The sequence below is a fragment of the Streptomyces griseofuscus genome, assembly GCF_014673495.1.
Taxonomy (GTDB): Bacteria; Actinomycetota; Actinomycetes; order Streptomycetales; family Streptomycetaceae; genus Streptomyces; species Streptomyces murinus.
On the sequence record NZ_CP051006.1, the window covers coordinates 4,611,698 to 4,628,619 of the forward strand.

Annotated in this window: 24 protein-coding genes; 19 read left to right on the plus strand and 5 right to left on the minus strand. The window is 71.1% G+C overall.

The window, feature by feature from the left end; translation table 11 throughout:
* Positions 1–15: 15 nt before the first annotated feature.
* On the plus strand, positions 16–468 hold the full coding sequence (locus HEP81_RS42370; protein WP_338058774.1) for a DUF6879 family protein: 453 nt from the start codon (positions 16–18) through the stop codon (positions 466–468).
* Here the strand turns inward: HEP81_RS42370 and HEP81_RS20570 are convergent.
* Positions 455–727 carry a DUF397 domain-containing protein gene (locus HEP81_RS20570; protein WP_037653447.1) on the minus strand — a complete coding sequence of 91 codons (273 nt, stop codon included), beginning with the start codon at positions 725–727 and terminating at the stop codon, positions 455–457. The genes HEP81_RS42370 and HEP81_RS20570 overlap by 14 nt on opposite strands.
* Positions 709–1,551 (minus strand): DUF5753 domain-containing protein, encoded by an 843-nt coding sequence (locus HEP81_RS20575; RefSeq protein ID WP_037653446.1) that lies wholly within the window; start codon positions 1,549–1,551, stop codon positions 709–711. Before HEP81_RS20575 ends, HEP81_RS20570 begins: the two co-directional genes overlap by 19 nt.
* 180 nt (positions 1,552–1,731) lie before the next feature.
* Between HEP81_RS20575 and HEP81_RS20580 the strand changes: the two genes are divergently transcribed.
* Genes HEP81_RS20580 through HEP81_RS20590 form a run of 3 tightly spaced genes read left to right on the plus strand, consistent with a single transcriptional unit; the run spans position 1,732 to position 2,623 of the window.
* Entirely contained in the window at positions 1,732–1,998 is a 267-nt protein-coding gene (locus tag HEP81_RS20580; protein ID WP_051850008.1) for a hypothetical protein, read from the plus strand.
* A complete protein-coding gene (locus HEP81_RS20585; protein ID WP_051850007.1) occupies positions 1,995–2,228 on the plus strand; it encodes a hypothetical protein in 234 nt (77 codons plus the stop codon). Before HEP81_RS20580 ends, HEP81_RS20585 begins: the two co-directional genes overlap by 4 nt.
* Positions 2,229–2,260: 32 nt before the next feature.
* Positions 2,261–2,623, plus strand: a complete 363-nt coding sequence (locus HEP81_RS20590) for a DsrE family protein (protein WP_037653445.1) — start codon at positions 2,261–2,263, stop codon at positions 2,621–2,623.
* Positions 2,624–2,642: 19 nt separating this feature from the next.
* On the opposite strand, the gene HEP81_RS20595 is transcribed toward HEP81_RS20590, so the two are convergent.
* Positions 2,643–2,906, minus strand: a complete 264-nt coding sequence (locus HEP81_RS20595; RefSeq protein WP_037653444.1) for a DUF3099 domain-containing protein — start codon at positions 2,904–2,906, stop codon at positions 2,643–2,645.
* Positions 2,907–3,080: 174 nt separating this feature from the next.
* On the opposite strand from HEP81_RS20595, the gene HEP81_RS20600 reads away from it, so the two are divergent.
* The 8 genes from HEP81_RS20600 to ygfZ all read left to right on the plus strand — a co-directional run bounded on the left by HEP81_RS20600 (position 3,081) and on the right by ygfZ (position 8,045).
* Positions 3,081–3,827 carry an LmeA family phospholipid-binding protein gene (locus HEP81_RS20600; protein WP_037653443.1) on the plus strand — a complete coding sequence of 249 codons (747 nt, stop codon included), beginning with the start codon at positions 3,081–3,083 and terminating at the stop codon, positions 3,825–3,827.
* Positions 3,828–4,034: 207 nt separating this feature from the next.
* Positions 4,035–4,115: an Ms5788A family Cys-rich leader peptide gene (locus HEP81_RS42685; protein WP_350751515.1), complete on the plus strand. Its 81-nt coding sequence runs from the start codon at positions 4,035–4,037 to the stop codon at positions 4,113–4,115.
* Between the two features lie 124 nt (positions 4,116–4,239).
* Positions 4,240–5,085, plus strand: coding sequence for a sulfurtransferase (locus HEP81_RS20605; RefSeq protein ID WP_037653440.1), 846 nt, complete (start codon positions 4,240–4,242; stop codon positions 5,083–5,085).
* Positions 5,086–5,115: 30 nt separating this feature from the next.
* Positions 5,116–5,403, plus strand: a complete 288-nt coding sequence (locus tag HEP81_RS20610) for a DUF1416 domain-containing protein (RefSeq protein ID WP_006348354.1) — start codon at positions 5,116–5,118, stop codon at positions 5,401–5,403.
* A gap of 31 nt (positions 5,404–5,434) precedes the next feature.
* Positions 5,435–5,788: a hypothetical protein gene (locus tag HEP81_RS42375; protein WP_037653439.1), complete on the plus strand. Its 354-nt coding sequence runs from the start codon at positions 5,435–5,437 to the stop codon at positions 5,786–5,788.
* A gap of 210 nt (positions 5,789–5,998) precedes the next feature.
* A complete protein-coding gene (locus HEP81_RS20620) occupies positions 5,999–6,574 on the plus strand; it encodes a heme-binding beta-barrel domain-containing protein (protein WP_037653438.1) in 576 nt (191 codons plus the stop codon).
* 57 nt (positions 6,575–6,631) lie between these two features.
* A complete protein-coding gene (locus tag HEP81_RS20625; protein WP_037653437.1) occupies positions 6,632–7,069 on the plus strand; it encodes a Fur family transcriptional regulator in 438 nt (145 codons plus the stop codon).
* Positions 7,070–7,079: 10 nt separating this feature from the next.
* Positions 7,080–8,045, plus strand: a complete 966-nt coding sequence (gene ygfZ, locus HEP81_RS20630; protein WP_037653436.1) for a CAF17-like 4Fe-4S cluster assembly/insertion protein YgfZ — start codon at positions 7,080–7,082, stop codon at positions 8,043–8,045.
* 23 nt (positions 8,046–8,068) lie between these two features.
* Here the strand turns inward: ygfZ and dtd are convergent, their stop codons facing one another.
* Complete coding sequence (gene dtd / locus HEP81_RS20635; RefSeq protein WP_037653536.1) at positions 8,069–8,494, minus strand: D-aminoacyl-tRNA deacylase; 426 nt, start codon at positions 8,492–8,494, stop codon at positions 8,069–8,071.
* Positions 8,495–8,677: 183 nt separating this feature from the next.
* Here dtd and HEP81_RS20640 point away from each other — a divergent pair, with 183 nt between their 5' ends.
* The 3 genes from HEP81_RS20640 (at position 8,678) to HEP81_RS20650 (ending at position 11,810) form a co-directional block, all read left to right on the plus strand.
* Positions 8,678–9,280, plus strand: a complete 603-nt coding sequence (locus tag HEP81_RS20640) for an RsiG family protein (protein ID WP_037653435.1) — start codon at positions 8,678–8,680, stop codon at positions 9,278–9,280.
* 60 nt (positions 9,281–9,340) lie between these two features.
* Positions 9,341–10,576 carry a GNAT family N-acetyltransferase gene (locus HEP81_RS20645; protein WP_037653434.1) on the plus strand — a complete coding sequence of 412 codons (1,236 nt, stop codon included), beginning with the start codon at positions 9,341–9,343 and terminating at the stop codon, positions 10,574–10,576.
* Between the two features lie 322 nt (positions 10,577–10,898).
* Positions 10,899–11,810, plus strand: coding sequence for a winged helix-turn-helix domain-containing protein (locus HEP81_RS20650; RefSeq protein ID WP_037653433.1), 912 nt, complete (start codon positions 10,899–10,901; stop codon positions 11,808–11,810).
* 15 nt (positions 11,811–11,825) lie between these two features.
* Here HEP81_RS20650 and HEP81_RS20655 read toward each other — a convergent pair whose 3' ends face one another.
* On the minus strand, positions 11,826–12,014 hold the full coding sequence (locus HEP81_RS20655; RefSeq protein ID WP_037653432.1) for a hypothetical protein: 189 nt from the start codon (positions 12,012–12,014) through the stop codon (positions 11,826–11,828).
* A gap of 161 nt (positions 12,015–12,175) precedes the next feature.
* On the opposite strand from HEP81_RS20655, the gene HEP81_RS20660 reads away from it, so the two are divergent.
* The 4 genes from HEP81_RS20660 (at position 12,176) to HEP81_RS20675 (ending at position 16,852) form a co-directional block, all read left to right on the plus strand.
* Complete coding sequence (locus tag HEP81_RS20660) at positions 12,176–13,057, plus strand: winged helix-turn-helix domain-containing protein (protein WP_172636918.1); 882 nt, start codon at positions 12,176–12,178, stop codon at positions 13,055–13,057.
* Positions 13,057–13,794 carry an HAD family hydrolase gene (locus HEP81_RS20665; protein ID WP_243279501.1) on the plus strand — a complete coding sequence of 246 codons (738 nt, stop codon included), beginning with the start codon at positions 13,057–13,059 and terminating at the stop codon, positions 13,792–13,794. The genes HEP81_RS20660 and HEP81_RS20665 overlap by 1 nt, the downstream gene beginning before the upstream one ends.
* 278 nt (positions 13,795–14,072) lie before the next feature.
* Positions 14,073–16,193 (plus strand): phosphotransferase family protein, encoded by a 2,121-nt coding sequence (locus HEP81_RS20670; protein ID WP_051850006.1) that lies wholly within the window; start codon positions 14,073–14,075, stop codon positions 16,191–16,193.
* Between the two features lie 20 nt (positions 16,194–16,213).
* Complete coding sequence (locus tag HEP81_RS20675; protein ID WP_051850005.1) at positions 16,214–16,852, plus strand: TetR family transcriptional regulator; 639 nt, start codon at positions 16,214–16,216, stop codon at positions 16,850–16,852.
* The last annotated feature ends 70 nt before the right edge of the window (positions 16,853–16,922 follow it).

Genomic DNA, 16,922 nt, shown 5'->3' on the forward strand with positions numbered 1-16,922 from the left:
TCGGCGTTCACTGATCTGCTTGCCCGGGCGCGCCACTCGGCCGTGCATCTGGAGATGCGCGACTCCTACGGGATCGGGGAAGAGGCGGCCGAGTTCGAGCGGTGGCGTTCCGGCTGGCGACCGGAGCCGAACCCGGAGACGTGGTGGAACGACTTCCATACCTGGGTGCGGGACGCAAAGGCCAGGGGAGTCGCCTTGCGTCGCGAGGGCGCCCGGCCGGTGTGGTTCTACAGCCTCGCCGACATGTCGTGGGCCTGCGTGCTGTTTCAGGACGGCGACCGGGCCCGGGTCTGGCAGTGGGGGCCCCGACGCCTCTGGGACGAGGCGGTCGGAGCCTACGAATGGTGGCGGGACCGGGGCTCGCCCGGACTCCACCGCTTCGGTCTGACGGTCAGTTCCTCTGGTCAACGGGTCTGGCTGGACAACCCGTCGGCCGAGTCATGGCCGCTGGACGTCAGCCCCGCTTGACCCCGCCCACGAAGGCCGCCCAGGCGGGGGCGCCGAAGAGGAGGGGGGTGCGGGTGGTGTCCTTGCTGTCGCGGACGGGGACGAGGGGGAGGTTGTCGGCGAACTCCAGGCACTCGCCGCCGGTTTGGTTGCTGTAGGAGCTCTTGCGCCAGTCGGCGGCGTGCAGGAGGTCGTCGGAGACCTCGACGCACGCGCCGCCGTCCTGGTTGCTGTAGCTGCTCTTACGCCACGTGATGGTGCTCAAGTCGATGGCTCGCATGGCGCTTCCTCCAGCATCCGCTTGATGAACTCCCGCGATCTGTCCGGAGATAGGGCCAAATCGCGTACCCGATCGTATCGGAGCTGGAGCGTCTCAACAGCTGTTGCTTCCTGGACGAGTTCGCCGGCGTAGCCCGTCTCGACCCACGCGACGGTCCGACCCCCGACGTCTCGCAGGAACATGGTGTCAGTGTTCGTCAGCCCGTGCAGGCCGACGGACAAGGGCATCACCTGGATGATGACGTTGGGGCGTTCCCCCGTCTCCAGAAGATGGCTCAATTGCGCACGCCATGCACCCAGGTCACGGAGAGGGCTGCGCAGCACGGTCTCGGAGACAATGGTGCGGAACTGCGGTGCGCCGTCTGCATAAAGCAGTTCGCAGCGGCCCATGCGAGCCGCTACCTGTGTCTCCAGTTCTGCTCCGAACTGACCACCCTGCTTGAGTAATTCCCGCGCATACTCGGGCGTCTGCAACAGGCCGTGGATGACGCTCGGTGCGAACTGCCACATGCTCGCTGCCCTGGCCTCCAGCGACATGTACTGCCGATACCGCTCCTTGAACTGCGTCGGGTCCGCCTTCGCCAGCTCCCAGAGCGTGAGCAACTTGTCGCCCGTGCCGTAGAACGTGTCCAGGGCCACCACGGTCTCCGGGCCCCCGAGCGACTGGCCCTTCTCCATCTTGCTGAAGAGGGTCGGGTCCCAGCCCACCTGCGCGGCCAGCGCCCGGAAGGTCAGCTGCCGTTCCTCCCGGAGTAACCGCAGCTCCTCGGCGAACCGAGCCCTCGGCTCCTGGCTGCGACCCGTGATCGCCCGTCGCTGCGGCACCGCGCCCTCCCCGGTTTGTGGAATTTGTGGCACATGGCCCGCACGACCTGGCACAAGGCGCCGTTCCGCGCGTTTCCGGCTCCGTGCTGGGTCATTCTCGTATCAGGCCAGGAACACGCAGAGTAGTGCAACTGGCGCATTTCGTATAGAAGTTGGAGCAAAGGAGCGAAACCGATGTGTATGGATCCGGCCAGTCAGGACACCGGGCCCTCCCTCTACAACCGCGCCCGCCTCAGCGCCGAGGTGCGGATCGCCAACGAGCGCGGGCAGGCGCTGCCGCCGGACCCGGACGACCTGAGCCGACCGCCCCGGGCGGTGCCGGGCTGTCCGGCGTGTCTGACGCTCGCGGAGCGGCGCGAGGTGGCGCGGGCCGAGTGCGACCGCAGCGCGGAGGCGGACGCGAACGTGCTGCTGCGCAGGCACCTGAGGGAGGAGCACTGCCCGTGACCAGGAACGATGAGAACCGGGCCCCGCTGAACCCCGGCTACGCGATCCCGCCGCCGCTGTTCCCGCCACCGCCCCGGCCCCTGCCGCCCGAGGCACCCGTCCCCGCCCCTGCCGTCGTACGGCGTCGTCGCCACCGTGCCCGCAGGGTCGACGGAGCGTTCGTGAGCGGCGCGCTGACCGTGCTCAGCCTGGCGGGCCTGCTGGTGGCGCTCGCCGTGGTGGCGGTCTGAGCCGTGCTCGCACCGCGGGCTACCCTTCCCGCATGGCGAAGAAGCTCGTGATCAAGGTGACGGCCGGGGCGGACGCCCCTGAGCGCTGCTCGCAGGCGTTCACGGTGGCGGCGGTGGCCGTGGCCAGCGGGGTCGAGGTGTCGCTGTGGCTGACCGGGGAGTCGTCCTGGTTCGCGCTGCCGGGACGGGCCGCCGAGTTCGAGCTGCCGCACGCGGCTCCGCTGCCCGACCTGATCGACTCGATCCTCGCGGCCGGCCGCGTCACGCTGTGCACCCAGTGCGCGGCGCGGCGGGAGATCACGGAGAAGGACGTCATCGAGGGCGTACGCATCGCGGGCGCGCAGGTCTTCGTCCAGGAGGCGCTGGGGGACGACACCCAGGCGCTCGTCTACTAGCTCGCCTGCCGCGGCTCCCTCAGGAGCGCGGGCGCTTCTTGCCGTCCAGCTCGTCCCACCAGTCGTCGGACTGGGGATCGCCGGACGGATCGTCCCACCAGCGGTCCTCCGGCCCCCGCCGATTCGCGATCATCGCGGCGACCGGCGGGATCACCATGGCGACGACACACATGCCGACGGCCGCCGGGACGGACCAGATCCGCACGACCCCCCACGCCAGGACGAACAGGCCGATACAGATCCCCATCATGGCGAAGTACACGTGACGTCGCCGTGCGTACATGCTTCCAGGGTAGGTCCGGGCGCCGGGTTCGGCGCCCGTAGTGCCGGGGACGCTTCGGATCGCCGCCTCCAACTGCGTGCCCTGTCACAGCTGATCGACATTTACCCTCCGCGAAGCCGCGCGGCGTTACCGTGGCGTAGCCGTGACCTTTGTCGACCTGGGGGGAAACACCACATGCGCGCCCTGCGAATACTGCTGATCATCGTCGTGATCCTGGGCGGGCTGTTCGTGATCGTGGACCGGGTGGCGGTGCACTTCGCTCAGGGGGAGGTCGCGGACAAGCTGAAGTCGTCGGAGAACCTGTCGGTGACGCCGGACGTGAACATCAAGGGCTTCCCGTTCCTCCCCCAGGTCGCCGGCGGCTCGCTGGACGATGTCGAGGTCGGGATCAAGAGCTATGACGCGGCCACCGGGGAACAGGGGAAGACGATCCGCATCGATGACCTGGAAGCCGACATGAAGGGCGTCTCCTTCTCCGGCGACTACAGCTCGGCCACCGCCTCCAGCGCCACCGGCACCGCGACCATCTCGTACGACGAGCTGATGAAGACCGCCAAGTCGCAGCCCACCGACATCGGCCTGGGCATACGGGCCAAGGTCGTCGGCCTCTCCGACGGCGGCAACGGCAAGATCAAGGTCGCCGTCAAGGTGAACGGCACCGTCGCCGGCGCCATCCCGATCGACCGCACGGTCTCCGTCCTGAGCACCGTCAGCGTCGTGAACAACAAGGTCGAGGTGCGCGCCGACTCCCTTCCCTCGGTCGCCGGTCTCGGACTCGCCGAGGACCGGGTCCGTACGATCACCGACTTCCAGCAGGTCATCGACCAGTTGCCGGGCGGCATCAAGCTGGCCAAGGTGGAGGCCGCCGAGAACGGCGTGAAGATCAGCGTGCAGGGTTCGGACGTCAAGCTGGCGGGGTAGAAAGCCGCGAAACGGCCCCGATGGGCACCGTTCGTCCGACAGACGAGACGGTGACGTCCGTACCGTAGATGCGATGGCGCGTCCGAGCGCCCGGAGGGCCTTCCCCTGGCCGCCGGGCGCTCTTCTCATCCCGCCATTCGGACGATCGTGTCTCGCCATACGACACACCGGTGACACGCGCGCCTCCGCGTACCTACGATCGAGGCCATGAAGCGACAGGCGGATCTCACGAAGCGGCGGGCAGTCGACCTGTGCCGCGTCGCCGCCATGCTCTGTCGCCCCTTCTGAGCGGAAGTCCCGCTTCCGCGTCTTTCACCCCCTGCCCTGCTGGGCACCCGTGCGCCGCTCGCACCCCGGGCGCGCGCCCCTTCGCACTCGCACGCCCCGCCGTAACTGCCCCGGAGGAGAAAGCATGAGTCGCAGCGACGTCCTGGTCGACGCCGACTGGCTTCAGGAGCACCTGGACGACCCGACCATCGCGATCGTCGAGGTGGACGAGGACACGTCCGCCTACGAGAAGAACCACATCAAGAACGCGATCCGCATCGACTGGACCAAGGACCTCCAGGACCCGGTGCGCCGTGACTTCATCGACCAGGAGGGCTTCGAGAAGCTCCTGTCGGAGAAGGGCATCGCCAACGATCACACGGTGATCCTCTATGGCGGCAACAACAACTGGTTCGCCTCGTACGCCTACTGGTACTTCAAGCTGTACGGCCACGAGAGCGTCAAGCTCCTCGACGGCGGCCGCAAGAAGTGGGAGCTGGACGCCCGCGAGCTGGTCGCGGGCGACGAGGTCCCCGAGCGCGCGAAGACCTCGTACACGGCCCAGCCGCAGAACACCGCGATCCGCGCCTTCCGCGACGACGTCGTCAAGGCGATCGGCGCCGAGAACCTGGTCGACGTCCGTTCCCCCGACGAGTTCTCCGGCAAGCTGCTCGCCCCGGCCCACCTGCCGCAGGAGCAGTCGCAGCGTCCGGGCCACGTCCCGAGCGCGCGCAACATCCCGTGGTCGAAGAACGCCAACGACGACGGCACGTTCAAGTCGGACGACGAGCTCAAGGAGCTCTACACCGCGGAGAACGTGGACCTCGCCAAGGACACGATCGCCTACTGCCGCATCGGTGAGCGCTCGGCCCTGACCTGGTTCGTGCTGCACGAGCTGCTCGGCGTGGAGAACGTCAAGAACTACGACGGCTCCTGGACCGAGTACGGCTCCCTCGTCGGCGTGCCGATCGAGCTCGGCGCCAACAAGTAAGCGACCCCAAGCGACCTCTGGAGAGACAGCATGTGCGGAGCGAAGGCCGGTGGCCCCGACGCCTCGACGATCAAGCCCGGTGAGACCACGATCCAGGGTCAGGTGACCCGCGACGGCGAGCCGGTGACGGGCTACGTCCGTCTGCTCGACTCGACCGGCGAGTTCACCGCGGAGGTGCCCACCTCGGCGACCGGTCAGTTCCGCTTCTACGCGGCCGAGGGCACGTGGACCCTGCGCGCGCTGGTGCCGGGCGGCACCGCCGACCGCACGGTCGTGGCGCAGCAGGGCGGGCTCGCGGAGGTCGCCATCGCCGTCTGACCGGCAAACGCGGAAGGGCCGTACCCCTGGGTTGGACGCCGGACGGGGTACGGCCCTTCGGCATGTCCGGGCCTCCCCGTCCCCGCGGCCCTGCCGCTTCCTCCTTGACGAGTACCCCCTCGAGGACGACCGGGAGCTGCTCGGCGGAGTGTGCAGGGACCGGGGGCTGCGCCGTGTCGCCGCCCGCGGCTGGACCACGCCGGACGGCACCCGCACCCGGATCTGTCTGCTCCAGTTCCACACCGGACTGGTCGCAGGCGAGGTGCAGCAGGCGTACCTCCTCGCCGGAGACGTGATCGGACTCGTCGTGCAGTCCCGCAAGGGCGGTGCGCGCGCCGTGCCGTTCCAGCAGACGGTGGCGCTCCAGGAGGAGCTGCTCGGCTGAAGCCCACCTCGGAAGGAGAGCCGGGGCCCGGCCGCGTAAGCTGGGCTCCGGCTCTGTCGTATGCCCACCCTCGCTCAAGGAGCACCCGTGGAGATCTTCTTCGAAACCCTGCTGGTCCTGGTCTGCGTCGGCGTGCTCGCCTTCGCCTACCTGACCGTGAAGAAGCTGTACCAGGGCCAGCGCTGACCCTCCCACCAGGAAGCATCGCTCATGATCGAGATCCCGTCCGACCTGCACAAGGACCTCGTCCCGCTCGCCTTCCTCCTCGGCGACTGGGCCGGCGCCGGCGTGCATGACTTCCCCGGCTCCGAGAAGTGCAACTTCGGCCAGGAAGTCACCTTCACCCACGACGGCCGGGACTTCCTGGAGTACCACTCCCGTACCTGGGTGCTGGACAACGACGGCAACAAGGTCCGCCCGCTGGAGACCGAGTCCGGCTTCTGGCGGATCGACGCCGGCCGCAAGGTCGAGGTCACGATGACCCGCGACGACGGCACCATCGAGATCTGGTACGGCGAGATGGCCGACAAGAAGCCCCAGATCGACCTGGTCACGGACGCCGTCGCGCGCACCGCCGCCGCCCGGCCGTACACCGGCGGCAAGCGCCTGTACGGCTATGTGAAGAGCGACCTCATGTGGGTCGGCGAGAAGCAGACCCCCGAGGTCGAGCTGCGCCCCTACATGTCCGCCCACCTGAAGAAGGTCGTCACCCCCGAGGACGTCGAACGCTGGGCCAAGGCCCTCCCGGACGACATGCCGGACGACGGCATCGCCTTCTTCAAGTAGGCCCGAGGGATCCTCGGCGGCTCTCGGTGTGCCGGGCGTGGTTCTAGACTCGTCGGTGTGGTGAGCACCGACTGGAAGAGCGACCTCAGGCAGCGCGGCTACCGGCTGACTCCGCAACGGCAGCTTGTCCTCGAAGCCGTGGACACCCTTGAACACGCGACCCCCGACGACATCCTCGTGGAAGTGAGGAAGACGGCGTCGGGGGTCAACATTTCCACCGTGTACCGCACGCTGGAGCTCCTGGAGGAGCTGGGCCTGGTCAGCCATGCCCATCTGGGGCACGGTGCGCCGACGTACCATCTCGCCGACCGGCACCACCATCTGCATCTGGTGTGCCGGGACTGCGAGAGCGTGATCGAGGCGGATGTGAGCGTGGCGGCGGAGTTCACCGCCAAGCTGCGGCGGCAGTTCGGGTTCGACACCGACATGAAGCACTTCGCGATCTTCGGCCGCTGCAAGGACTGCTCCCTGAAGAGTTCAACCACCACGTCGTAGGCTTGCGCTTATGAAGAGCCCCCTGCTGTCCCTGCCCGGCGCAGTCCCCGCCGAGGGCGTGGACGAAGGCGTCGCCGCCCACTACGGCGATCTGTTCCGCGAGCAGCGCGCACTCGCCGACGGCACCGGATTCGTCGACCTCTCGCACCGCGGTGTGCTCACCGTCAGCGGTGAGGACCGGCTGAGCTGGCTGCATCTGCTGCTCACCCAGCACGTCAGCGATCTGCCCACCGGCGAGGCGACCGAGGCGCTGATCCTCTCGGCCAACGGGCACATCGAGCACGCCCTGTACCTGGTGGACGACGGTACGACGGTCTGGGCGCATGTCGAGCCGGGCACCCGCGAGGCGCTGGTCGCCTACCTGGAGTCGATGAAGTTCTTCTACCGGGTGGAAGTCGCCGACCGCACCGACGAGTTCGCGGTGGTGTACCTGCCCGCCGGGTCCATCGCCGAGGTGCCCGAAGGCGTCGTCGTACGCGAGACCCCCTACGGCCGTGATCTCTTCCTGCCGCGCGCCGACCTGGAGTCCTTCGCGGCCTCGCACGGGCCCGCCGCCGGGCTGCTCGCGCACGAGGCGCTGCGGGTCGAGCACCACCGGCCGCGGCTCGGGTTCGAGACCGATCACCGTACGATCCCGCACGAGCTGGGCTGGATCGGCACGGCCGTGCATCTCCAGAAGGGCTGCTACCGGGGGCAGGAGACCGTCGCCCGGGTGCAGAACCTCGGCAAGCCGCCGCGCCGGCTCGTCTTCCTGCACCTGGACGGCAGCGATGTGCATCTGCCGGCGCCGGGCACGGAGATCAGGCTGGCGGACGAGGGCCCCGACGGCCGGAAGATCGGCTTCGTGACGTCCTCGGCCCGCCACCATGAGCTGGGCCCGGTGGCGCTCGCCCTGGTCAAGCGGAACGTCCCCCTCGACGCGGCGCTCCTGGCCGGAGACACGGCGGCGGCGCAGGAGATCGTGGTCGAGCCGTAGCGCTCCCGGGCGGTCCGGGGCGGCTACATCTCCAGCAGTACCGTGAACGGACCGTCGTTGGTCAGCGACACCCGCATCTTCGCCCCGAACCGCCCCGTCGCCACCGTCGCGCCCAGCGCCCGCAGCTGGGCCACGACCTCGTCCACCAGTGGCTCGGCGACATCGCCGGGGGCCGCCGCGTTCCAGGTGGGGCGGCGGCCCTTGCGGGCGTCGCCGTAGAGGGTGAACTGGCTGATCACGAGCAGCGGGGCGTCGAGGTCGCTGCACGAACGCTCCTCGGACAGCATCCGCACCGACCAGAGCTTGCGGGCCAGCTGCGCCGCCTTCTCCTTGGTGTCCTCATGGGTCACGCCGACGAGGACGCACAGGCCCTCGCCCTCGATCGCGCCCACCGTCTCGCCGTCCACGACGACGCTCGCGCCGTCCACTCTCTGCACCACCGCTCGCATGCGGACCATGATGCCGGGTCCCCGGGGCGCGGCCGCGGGCGGACCTCCGGGACGCGTTCACAGGTAGCGCTTATGGAACCCTTACCGCCCATCCGGGGCTGTTCGGGGGCACTCGGTCACATACGGTGCGCCGGGGGTGGCACGATGCTGTCACACGCCGGTCGAGGGGACGGTCCGAACCACATGAGCACATCCAGCACCAGTGAGCTGCCGGTTCCCCAGGGGACGTACCGGCCGCCCGTACAGCGGGCCGACGAGCCCATGATCACACCGGCTTCCATGCGGCCGGCGGAGCCCGAGCTGTCCCGGCTGAGCCTGTCCGAGCTGCGCGCGCTGCGCCGCGACGCCCAGCGCGACGAAGCCGATCTCAGCTATGTGCGGCGGCTGTTGCAGGGCCGGATCGACATCCTGCACGCGGAGCTCGCCCGCCGCGGCCGGGCGGCCGTGCCCGCGCCGAAGGACGCCTCCGTGGTCGAGCGGCTCCCGGAGATCCTGCGCGACGCCCCGGCCCGGCACCGCTCCTCGGCCCGCCATGTCACCGTCGGCACCCCCCGGGGCGAGGAGGTACGACGGCTCGCCGCCGAGATGCTCGGCGAGGTGGAGCTGAGCGATCTCACCGCCCGCACGGACCCCGAACTGACCGCGGCCATGGGCCGGTTGGAGCGGTACGAGCAGGAGGTGTCACGGCGCCGCCAGCGCCTCCAGCACACCGCCGACGGATGCGGCGGGGAGATCGCCCGCCGCTACCGGGTGGGCGAGGCGCAGGTGGACGACCTGCTGGTGTGAGGAGGCCAAGGGGCGGAAATCGGGAGGACATCCGGCGGGGCGGATGCCTACCGTGGGCTCATGAACGACGTCCGTACCGCGACCGAGGCCGACTTCGAAGACTGGCAGCGTGCCCTGGCCGTGGGATTCACCCAGCCCCCGGCCCTGGGCCGTGAGCAACTCGACGCCCGACGGCGGAGGTTCACGCCGGGCCGCTATCTGGGGGCCGTGGACGGCGGCCGCTGGGTGGCCACGTTCCGCTCCTTCGAGCAGGAGCTGACCACGGTGGGCGGCGGGGTGGTTCCCGCCGACGCCATCAGCGCTGTGACCGTCAGCCCGACGCACCGCCGCCGCGGTCTGCTGAGCCGCATGATGGCGCAGGACCTCGCGGCGGCCCGGGAGCGCGGGGACGTCGTCGCCACCCTGCTCGCCGCCGAGTACCCGATCTACGGCCGGTTCGGCTTCGGCCCGGCCACCTGGCTGTCCCGGTGGACCGTCGACGTCCCGCGGGCCGGCCTCGACCCCCGCTGGTCGGGCCCGGACGACGGCGGCCGGATCGAGCTGCTGGACGGCGCGGAGGTACGCAAGCTGGGCCCCGAGCTGTTCGACCGGTTCCGCCGCGGCCAGCCCGGCGCGGTCAGCCGCAACGAGCTGTGGTGGGAGGAGTTCACCGGCGCCCTGCGCGCCCACGCCGACTATGTGGAGCCGGTGCACGCCCTGTACCGCTCGGCGTCCGGCGAGGCCCAGGGCCTGGTGACGTACCGCAGCGACGACACCTGGACCGGCCAGCAGCCCGACCAGACCGCGCGCGTCGAGCGGCTCTTCGGGACCACCCCGGCCGCCGAGCGCGCGCTGTGGCACTACATGTGCTCCATCGACTGGATCACCAAGGTCGACAGCGGCGGCCGCGGCCCGGACGATCTGCTCCCGTTCTTCCTGCCCGACCCGCGCGCCGCCCGGATCGCCGAGCAGGCGGACATGCTCTGGGTGCGGATCCTGGACGTCGTACGGGCCCTGGAGGCGCGGACCTACGACCAGGAGGGCGCGCTGGTCCTGGAGATCGTGGACGACGCCGGATACGCGGGCGGGCGCTACCGGCTGGAGACCTCGCCGCAGGGCGCGTCCTGTACGGCCACCACCGCGAGCCCCGATCTGACGCTGGGCGTCCAGGAGCTGGCATCCGTATGGCTCGGCGGCGAGTCGCTGCTGCGGCTGGCCGCGCTGGGCCGGGTGCGGGCAGCGCGAGAGGGCGCCGCCCGGCAGGCCGACGCCCTGTTCCGCTCGCCCGGGCGCCCGTGGTGCCCGGACGACTTCTGACCGCTCCCCTCGTCGGCGGCGCTGAGCTGTACATCCGTAGCGAGCTGTTCAGTTGTGGCTGTGCTGGGTGTTCTTCGGTTGTGCGTGTGTTCAGTTGTGGCTGTGCGCTTCGTCTTCAGTTGTCGTCGTCTTCAGTTGTTCGCGTCTTCAGTTGTGGCTGTGCGCTTCGCGGGCCGTCCCCGATACGGCCAACCCCTGGAAAGCCTGACCATGTCAGCCGAGTTGGCTGCCAACTTATCTCTACTTATCTCCGTTGGAAGGCGTCTCATAACCAGCTGTCGCTGAACTGCCGCAAGTTGGCGGGAAGTTGTAGGGTTTTCCCGTGGATCCGGAGCACGCCTCCGTCAGGGAACCCCGCGCGTCCCGCGCGTCCCATCGGGAGATCGCCGACGAGCTGCGCAGCCGGATCGGATCCGGCGCACTGCGCCCCGGGCAGCGCATGCCCACCCAGGCCGAGCTGGCCGAGGAGTTCGGTGTGGAGCGCGGCGCCGTCCGCCAGGCCCTGGACATCCTGCACGCGGAGCGACTGCTCACCGGGGTGTCCAAGGGCAGCCCGGCCAGGGTGGCGGAGGACGCGTGGCCGGGGTGGTCCGCCGCGCCGCCGCAGCCCACCGTGGTGGGGCTCGGCCCGCGCGTCGCGGCCGCCTTCGCCGCCCCCCAGGTGCGGATCGACGCGCTCTGTCTGACCTCGGTGTCGCTCACGCTGGCCGTCGGCGAGCAGCTGCGGCTGATCCATGCGGGGGAGCTGAAACCGGCCAAGATCGATGTCCGGGTGCTGCTCCCCAGCCGCCGGATCGAGCTGGCCTTCCCGACCCCGGTGGACCCGGCGAACACGGGGGACGGCGGGCTGCTGCACAAGCGCTGGCTGGCGGTGCGCAACGCCCAGGGCCTGGTGCTGCGGCAGAACCTGCTGGCCCTGCGCACCACGCACGGCATCGAGGTACGGCTGGCCTTCCGCGCGCTGCCGTTCACACCCCCGGTCAAGCTCTATCTGCTCAACGAGGCCGAGGCGCTGTTCGCGTACTACACCCTGGGACGCCATGAGCAGCGGGAGTTCGGCGGGGAACCGCTCCAGTCGTACGACGCGGACGGCACGCGCTCGATGCTGTTCGCCTTCGGGCCGGGCGCCGGGACGCGGGACGCCGGAGCGCGGGACGCCGCCTTCGTGGCGGAGTCCCGGCGGTGGTTCGACGCTCTCTGGGAGACGATCAGCTCCGATCTGGAGCTGACGTAGCGGAGCCTTCGCTACTCAGATCGCGGGGCCGGTCAGAAGCACCGCGAGCAGGATCGCGCCGACGGAGCTGACCGCCGGGCTCTTGGCTCTGTGGCCGACGGTGAACAGCAGCAGGCCGAGAGCGCCGGCGGTGCCGTACTTCCACTGCACGAGCTGTTCGAGGCCGAGGGCGAGGGTGGCGGAGAGGAGAGCGGGAGCGGGCACGGCGAATCCCCCTTCGGGTGCCGGTGGAGCGACGATGGGAGGCGAAACTTCCGCCAACTTGGAAAAGTTGGCAACCAACTCTGTTTAAGTTGTCCCCACTTGGTGGCACTACATAAACAACTTCTCGGCAACTCCCCTTAGATGGACGGAAGTTGTAACGTTTGGTGGTGACCCAGGAGCACATGGCAGTCAACGGCAGCGGCAGACGCAGCCCCCAGGAGATCGCGGGCGTCCTGCGCGAGCGGATGCGCGCCGGGATCCTGCGGCCGGGCGAACGGCTTCCGACCCAGGCCGAGTTGGCCGAGGAGTTCGGCGTCGAACGGGGTGCCGTGCGCCAGGCGCTGCGAGTGCTCCAGCAGGACGGCCTGCTCAGCGGCGTCACCAAGGGCAGTCCGCCACGGGTCGCCGAGCAGCGGTCCAAGGGCGGGGAGCCCCAGCCCACCATGGTGGCCCTCGCGCCCCGGCTGACCGACGCGTTCGCGGCGCCGCAGGTGCGGATCGACGCCGTCTGCCTGACCGCGCAGAGCCTGATCCCGGCCCTCGGCGAACCGTTGCGCCTGATCCACGAGGGCAAGCTGCGCCCGGAGCGGATCGATGTCCGCGTCCTGCTGCCCTCGCGGGAGATCAGCCTCGCTTTCCCGGTCTCGGTGGACGCCGGGAGCGCGGAGGACGACGCGGTGCACCAGCGCTGGCTGGCCATGCGCAACGCCCAGGGGCAGGTGCTCCAGTACAACCTCCAGGCCCTGCGCGGCACCCATGACATCGACGTCCATGTCACCTTCCGGGCCCTGCCGTTCACCCCGCCGGTGAAGCTGTACCTGCTCAATGGGGCCGAGGCGCTCTTCGCGCACTACATGATCACGCGCCGCGCCGAGCCCACCGACAGCGGGACGCTGGAGATGTACGACGCGGTCGGCTCCGAGTCCCTGCTCTTCTCCTTCGAGCAGGGCGCCGGACAGCGGGACGCGGCGTTCGTGGAGGAATCGCAGAAGTGGTTCGACGCCCTCTGGGAAACCATCTCCACGGACCTGACACTCTCCTAGTGACTTCTGATACGACTTCTGATGCGAGCGAGATCGAGAAGCTTCGTGTACTGATCACTTCCGCCCGGGTCGTGCTGTGGGACTTCGACGGCCCCATCTGCCGGCTGTTCGCCACGCACAAGGCCGAGCGGATCGCCGCGGACCTGGTGGCCTGGCTGGAGCGGCAGGGCCTGCACGGACTGCTCACCCCGGCCGAACGCGGCACCCTGGACCCCCAGGTGGTGCTGCGCGCGGTGGGCCGCCGCCGGCCCGGCAGCGACCTCGTCACCGGCCTGGAGGAACGCCTCACCCAGGAGGAGCTGCGGGCCGCCGCCTCCGCGCTGCCCACCGCCTGGGCCGATCCGCTGATCCGCACCTGGACCGCCGTCGGCGCCCGGCTCGCCGTCACCACCAACAACTCGCCCCGTGTGGCCCGAAGTTACCTGGAGTCCCGGGGCCTGACCGCCTGCTTCGCGCCGCACCTGTACGGCCGTACCGAGCAGCTGCACCACCTCAAGCCCGACCCGCACTGCCTGCTGCGCGCCCTCGGTGCCATGGGGGCCGCCCCCACCGCCGCCCTGATGATCGGCGACACCCCCTCCGATCTCGCCGCCGCCCGCGACGCCGGGGTCCCCTTCCTGGGCTACGCCCGCAACGAGGCGAAGGAGAAACCTTTGCGCGCGGCCGGCGCCGAGCACGTCGTACGGTCCCTGGAACCGCTGTTGCGCCTGCTCAGGGGAGGCCGGGGGGTCGGTTAGCATGCGGAGACGCGGCCGGGTCACCGTCCGGCCGCGGATACGCGGGTGCGGGGCGCGGCGAGGTGCCGGGCCCCGGGCGCCGGATCGGCACAGCCGAGCGGCGGACCACCCGTTGGGCTACTCCACCGCGCCCGGAGGCCGTACCGGCCGCCACGGGGGAATAGCGTTTCCCCGGACCTGTCGCCCGACCGGTCCTCCCCCTTGTGCGATCGATCCCGGAGCGGCCAGTGGGCGCACCGTCCATTCCCCCTACCGTCGTGGGGAAGCGCGCCGAAGCCATGCGGAGGGATGCCGCCTGCCGTGCCTTCGTGGCCCGTGCCGCGGCCGCGGGGACGGGTCGCGAGGGCCCGCGCCATCGCGACCATGTACTGCCGCTGACCGAACCGCTCGCCGGTCTGCTCGGCCGGGCCCCGGGCACGCCGGTGACCGTGCGGCTGCCCCGCCCGGACGCGGCACCGGCCGTGCGCACCTGGGAGAGCGAGGCGGAGATCCTGCGCGCGGTCCACCGGGTGCTGCCCCGGGCGCCGGAGTGCCTGGCCGCCGGGGAGGGGTACGTCATCCACAGCCATGTGGACGGCCGGACACCGGACCAGGGGCCGCCGCCGGAGGACTTCGCCGCGCTGCTCGCCGCTCTCGCCCAGGTGCGCCGCACCGCGCTGCCGCCGCTGCCCCCGCACTGGCCGCGCAACCACACCGACTCCCAGGGCTTCCTGCGCACCCTCGCCCATCTCGCCGACCGGCAGATCCGCAGGGCCGACTGGCGCAGGTACGGCGGCCTGTTCACCGCGCTCGGCGTCCCCGAGGACGCGCTCACCAGGTTCGCCGAGCGGGTGCCCGCGCTGACCCGCCGCCCGTACGTCCTGCTCCACGGCGATCTGCGCCGCGCCCAACTGATCGTGGCCGACGACGGGTTGCACTGCACGGGCTGGGAACTGGCGAGCTACGGCGACCCGTTGTACGACCTCGCCGTCCACCTCGTACGCACGCGCCGCCCCGAGCCCGAGCGGGCGGCACTCGTGCGCGCCTGGGCCGACGCGGTGGCCCGCGCCCGGCCCGCCGCCGTCGCCGGACTCGGCAAGGACCTGCCCCACTACCTCGCCCTCGAACACGCCCAGTCCCTCTACACCGATGTCGTCCGGGCCGTCCGCGCCCTGGCCCGCTCCTTCGACCCGGAGTCCCTGGAGCGGGCCACCGCCGTCGTGGGCGACGCCCTGCGCGCGGCCACGGAGCCGCTGCGGCTCGGCCGGGTGCCCGGCGCCGACGAGATCGAGCGGATCCTCTTCCGGCGCGGCGCCGCCCGGCCCGGCCCGCGCCCCCGGGCCATCGCCTGGACACCGGACCGGCGGGTCCCCGAACACCCCGGCTTCCCGCATCACGCGGTGGCCGACGCCCTGTTCCTGGAGGGCGCCGCCCCGGCCGAGCGGGTGTTCAAGGGCGCCGCGCACCTCACCACCGTGCTCCGGGTGCCCGGCACCGGCTTCCCCGTCGTCGTACGCCGCGAGGTGACCGTCGTACTGCGCCGCGAGCGCAGCTTCCTCAGCGAGCACGCCGTCCTCGCCGCCATCGAACGGTCCGGGGTGCCGGTCGCCGCCCCCCGCGTCCTCGCGCTCGGCACCAGCCACGCCGCCGACCCCGCCCACCGCTACCGCGGCGACCGCTTCGCCGTGCACACCTACGAGGGCGGCCGCGATCTCGGCCGCCGCCCCGACCACCCGGTCGACGGGCTGCGCCCGCACGAGGCGGACCACCTGGTCGACCAGCTGGCCGCGCTGACCGGCGTCGACCCGGCCGGCATCGACCCGCTCGGCGGCCGCCCCGGCTTCTACGGCTGGCTCAGCGAGCAGCTCGTCGCGCTGGTCGAGGCGCTGCCGCGGCAGTCCCAGCAGACGGCCCGCTTCCTCGGTCTGCCGGACGCGCCCCGGCTGCGCGAGATCCTCGCCCGGCACCGGGTCAGCGACCGCGCCCCCGCCCTGCTGCACGGCGACCTCAACCCCTGGAACCTGGTGCGCCGCGACGACGGCCCCGCCCTCACCCTCATCGACTGGGAGATGGCCCTGGTCGGGGACCCGCTGTACGAACTGGTCCGGCACATGCACCTCACCCCGACCCGGCCGGAGATCCGCGACCGCATGTTCCGCCGCTGGGCGGCCCGCCTGGACGCGCGCCACACCCATGACTGGCAGCGGGACTGGCGGGTCTACCGCTGGATCGAGCTGGTCCGCTCGGCCTACGTCGACCTCGACCGGCTGGTCACCGGATCCAGCCTGGACGCGCCCAACGTACGGCGGGCGGTGGCGTCGTACGGCATGACGCTCGCGGCGGCCACGGCCTCGCTCGGCCTGTCCGGGCGCCCCTGGGGGCTGCCCCGGCTGGGACTGCCCAGGCTGGGGCTCGGCTGAGCACTGCGTAGGCTCGCCCCATGGGTGAGTCGGAGCCGCGTGAGCGGGAGACGGGAACGCGGGAGCCGGGGCTGCGGGAGCGCAAGCGGCAGCGGATGTACCAGGAGGTGTCGGACACCGCGGTGCGGCTGTTCCTGGAGCGGGGCTTCGACGCGGTGCCGGTGGCGGAGGTGGCCGCGGCCGCCGGGATCTCCAAGCCGACCCTCTTCCGGTACTTCCCGGCCAAGGAGGACCTGGTCCTGCACCGGATCGCGGACCACGAGGACGAGGCCGCGCGGGTGGTCGCGGGCGCCCCGGACCCGGTGGACGCGCTGCGCCGGCACTTCCTCGCGGGCCTGGAGCGGCGCGACCCGGTCACCGGGCTCAACGACCACCCCCAGGTGCTCGCCTTCCACACCCTGCTCTACGGCACCCCGTCCCTGGTCGCGCGCGCCTACCGGCACCAGGAGCGCTCCGAGGCCGCCCTCGCCGAGGCGCTCGGCGGCGACCTGGACGCGCGGCTCGCGGCCGGGCAGATCATCGCCGTGCAGCGGATCCTCGCCCTGGACAACTGGCGGCGGATCGCGGCGGGGGAGAAGGTGGCGGACGTCGCGCCGGATGCCGTCCGGGCGGCGGAGCGGGCGTTCGGGCGACTGGGGGCGGCACTGACCAGGGGCTGAACGGCGACCTCCTGGTGAGACGAGGGGAGACAGGGTGAGACTGGGTTAAAAATATAACCCGGTAATGACT